The following is a 2,146-nucleotide window of genomic DNA, read 5'->3' on the forward strand; positions in this document are numbered from 1 at the left end:
CGCTTGGCACCGCGATGTGCAGCGGCTTGTTCAGGCCCAGCAACATCGGCCCCACGGTGACGCCCTCGGCGATGGCCTTCACCAGGTTGAAGGCGATGTTCGCCGCGTCGATATTGGGGAAAATCACCAGATTGGCAGCGCCGGTCAGCGTCGAATCGGGCAGCGCCTGCGCGCGGATCTGCTCCACCAGCGCCGCGTCGCCGTGCATTTCGCCGTCGATTTCCAACTCCGGGTCCTGCGCGCGGATCAACGCCAGGGCGGCGCGCATCTTGCGGGCGGAGGGCGAGTTGGAGCCGCCGAAGTTGGAATGCGAGAGCAGCGCCACTTTCGGCTTGATACCGAAATGATGCACCGCCCGCGCCGCCAGATGCGTCATCTCCGCCAGCTCTTCCGCCGTCGGGTCCATGTTCACATGCGTGTCGCAGAAAAACAAAACACCCGCCTGCACGATCAGCGCCGTCATCGCATAAACGCGCGTCGCCCCGGCGCAGCGCGGGATGATCGGCAACGCATACTGAAACTGCCGCCACCAGTCGCCGGTGCCGCCGCAAATGGCGGCGTCCGCCTCGCCCAGCGCCAGCAGCATGCCGGCGGCAACCGTCGGGCGCTTGCGCAAATGCCGCGCCGCCCATTCCGGCGGCACGCCGCGCCGGCCGACGCGCTTCTGGTAGTCACCCAGCACCTGCGCGAACAGCGCCTTGTCCTGGTCGAAATCAACAATGCGCACATCCTGCCCTGGCCGCATCCGCAGGCCCAGGCTGGCGATTTTGGCGGCAATCACCATGCCGCGGCCCACCAGCACGGGCTGCGCCAGCCGGTCGTCCAACACGCTCTGCACCGCGCGCAGAGTGCGTTCGTCCTCGCCCTCGGCATACACGATGCGCGGATGCGCCTTGCGCGCAACTTCGATAACAGGTCGCAACAACTGCCCGGAGCGAAACACAAAACGCTCAAGCTCATGCTGATAAGCGTCAAAATCCTCAATCGGCTTGCGCGCCACACCAGCTTCCATCGCGGCGCGGGCCACGGCCGGGGCGATGTGAAGGATCAAGCGTGGATCGAAAGGTTTGGGGATGATGTATTCCGGCCCGAAGGTCGGCGCGACGCCGCCATAGGCCGCCGCCACCGTCTCCGAGGCTTCCACCCGCGCCAGCTCCGCAATGGCCTCCACCGCCGCCAGCTTCATGCTCTCGGTAATCGCCGTCGCCCGCACATCGAGCGCGCCGCGGAAGATGAATGGAAAGCACAGAACGTTGTTCACCTGGTTCGGAAAATCCGAGCGCCCCGTTGCCATGATCGCATCCGGGCGCGCCGCCATCACCAGTTCCGGCAAAATCTCCGGTTCCGGATTGGCCAGCGCCAGGATCAACGGGTTGGGCGCCAGCAGCGCCAGCCACTCCTGCCTGAGCACACGCGGCGCCGAAAGCCCGAGGAAAATATCAGCCCCGGCCAGCACCTCATGCAACACCCGCGCATCGGTCTGCCGCGCCACATGTTCCAGCGTCGGGTCGAGATTGGGCCGCCCGATATAGATCACGCCCTCCTTGTCGGTCATGGTGACGTTTTCAGGCTTCGCGCCGAGCGAAAGCAAAATATTCACGCAGGAAAGCGCCGCCGCCCCCGCGCCGGAGGTAACGATTTTCACCTCCTCAATTTTTTTGCCCTGCACCTTGATCGCGTTCAGCACCGCCGCGCCCACGATGATCGCGGTGCCGTGCTGGTCATCATGAAACACCGGAATATTCATGCGCGCGCGCAAGGTCTGCTCAATGCGGAAGCATTCCGGCGCCTTGATGTCCTCCAGATTGATGCCGCCAAAGGTCGGCTCCAGCGACGCGACGATGTCGATGAACTTGTCAGGGTCCTGCTCGTTCACCTCAATGTCGAACGAATCGATCCCGGCGAATTTCTTGAAGAGAACCGCCTTGCCCTCCATCACCGGCTTGCCGGCCAGCGCGCCGATATTGCCCAGCCCCAGCACCGCCGTGCCGTTGGTGATCACGCCAACAAGGTTGGCCCGCGAGGTGAGGTCAAACGAGGTGTCAGGGTCAGCCACAATGGCATCGCACGCCGCCGCAACCCCAGGAGAATACGCCAGTGACAGATCCCGCGACGTCTCCATCCGCTTCGTCGCCGTAATCGCCAG

General features: G+C 64.4%; 1 protein-coding gene. It reads right to left on the minus strand.

Annotated elements, in window-relative coordinates; translation table 11 throughout:
- Positions 1-2,146, minus strand: a 2,146-nt coding sequence (locus tag QQJ84_RS19305; protein WP_284259957.1) for an NADP-dependent malic enzyme, incomplete at both ends; no start/stop codon positions are given.

This window comes from Acidocella aquatica (genome assembly GCF_030160635.1).
Taxonomy (GTDB): Bacteria; Pseudomonadota; Alphaproteobacteria; order Acetobacterales; family Acetobacteraceae; genus Acidocella; species Acidocella aquatica.